Here is a 1,721-nt window from a genome sequence, read left to right as displayed (position 1 = left end):
TTGCTGGCGGACCTGCTCCGGGCCGATCAGACGGGTTTCGTGGGCATAGCCGAGTTCGGCGAGGTCGACCAGTTCGTCCTTGAAGGCGTCGAACTGCGCAGGGGTGTTGGCCAGGTCGCAGAAGCCCCAGCGCAGATCACATTCGATACCGTTGTCGCCGATGCGCTGGCGCACCAGTTCCACCGAATCGATGCCGGCGCGCTGCAAATAGCGTACGCCTTCCTGACCGACATACTTGGCGAAGCCTTCGACCTCATGACCAATCCCGCGAATCAACTGACCGCCGTTGCGCCCGCTGGCACCCCAGCCGATGCGCCGGGCTTCGATCAACACCACCGACAATCCGCGCTGAGCCAGTTCGATGGCGGTGTTGACCCCGGTGAACCCGCCGCCGATCACGCAGACATCGGCGGTCAAGTCACCGTCCAAAAGCGGATAAGGTGTGCTCGCCCGGGCCGAAGCGGCGTAATAGGAGCGAGCGTGTTCCTGGGTGTACTGATTCATTTGTTCGACTTCACTTTGCTCCAGGACCGGGTCATCAGACGCATGATCGCTTGGGGCGGGGTGGTAGAAATATAGAGTTTGTCGAGCACTGCTTGAGGTGGGTAAACCTCTGGATTGTTGACCAGCTCCGGATCCATGTACTGCTTGGCGGCCGGGTTCGGGTTGGCGTAACCGACCGAAGCGCTGACCTTGGCGATCACTTGTGGATCGAGCAGGTAATTGATGAAGGCGTGGGCTTCTTTGGTGTTGCTCGCATCAGCCGGGATCGCCAACAAATCGAACCAGAGGTTAGCGCCTTCCTTTGGAATCGCGTAGGCGATGTTCACGCCGTTCTTGGCTTCCTTGGCGCGGTTGGCGGCCTGGAACACGTCGCCGGAATAACCGAAGGCTACGCAAATATCACCGTTGGCCAGGTCGGACACGTATTTCGAGGAATGGAAATAGGTGATGTACGGGCGAATGCTCAGCAGTTTCGCTTCAGCCTTTTTATAGTCTTCGGGGTTTTCGCTGCGTGGGTCCATGCCCATGTAATTGAGCACGGCAGGGAAGACTTCGTCGGCGGAGTCCATCATCGACACGCCGCACTGGCTGAGTTTTTTCAGGTTCTCAGGCTCGAACAGTACGGCCCAGGAATCGATATGATCGATGCCCAGCACTTGCTTGACCTTGTCGACGTTGTAACCGATGCCGTTAGTGCCCCACAGGTACGGCACCGAGTGCTCGTTGCCCGGGTCGTTTTTCTGTAGCAGTTCGAGCAGTTTCGGGTCGAGGTTCTTGAAGTTCGGCAATTGCGAGCGATCAAGTTTGAGAAATGCGCCGGCCTTTACCTGACGCGCGAGAAAGTGGTTGGACGGCACCACCACGTCATACCCGGTGCGGCCGGCGAGCAGTTTGCCTTCGAGGGTTTCGTTGGAGTCGAAAACGTCGTAGATCACCTTGATCCCGCTTTGGCTCTGAAAGTCGGCGAGGGTGGTTTCGCCGATGTAGTCGGTCCAGTTGTAGACGCTGACCTGAGGTTGGGCTTGGGCTCCGATGCTGCACATCAGGGCCAGAGCGGCGGGAACCATGGTTTTCAATAGACGCATTTCGACACCTCTTAAATTGTTGGATTTTTCAGGTGGTTCGCTATTCCCTTGTGGGAGCGAGCCTGCTCGCGAAAGCGGTTGTTCATTCAACATTAATGTCGACTGATCCGACGCCTTCGCGAGCAGGCTCGC

At 57.7% G+C, this 1,721-nt stretch carries 2 protein-coding genes; both read right to left on the bottom strand.

Features of this window, described 5'->3' with window-relative positions; translation table 11 throughout:
- On the bottom strand, positions 1–504 hold a 504-nt coding region (locus F8N44_RS31190; protein WP_150653020.1), incomplete at its 3' end, for an NAD(P)/FAD-dependent oxidoreductase.
- Positions 501–1,589 carry a polyamine ABC transporter substrate-binding protein gene (locus tag F8N44_RS31185; RefSeq protein ID WP_150649399.1) on the bottom strand — a complete coding sequence of 363 codons (1,089 nt, stop codon included), beginning with the start codon at positions 1,587–1,589 and terminating at the stop codon, positions 501–503. The genes F8N44_RS31185 and F8N44_RS31190, both read right to left, overlap by 4 nt.
- Between the last annotated feature and the right edge of the window lie 132 nt (positions 1,590–1,721).

It is taken from the genome of Pseudomonas fluorescens (assembly GCF_902497745.1).
GTDB classification, from domain to species: Bacteria; Pseudomonadota; Gammaproteobacteria; order Pseudomonadales; family Pseudomonadaceae; genus Aquipseudomonas; species Aquipseudomonas fluorescens_BM.
Note: the sequence above shows the minus strand (reverse complement) of the source record. Positions and strands in the feature narration are given on the sequence as shown.

What these genes read in the sequence shown, in the direction of transcription:
- F8N44_RS31185 (WP_150649399.1), bottom strand. Translation starts at nt 1,589, where the DNA reads ATGCGTCTATTGAAAACCATGGTTCCCGCCGCTCTGGCCCTGATGTGC.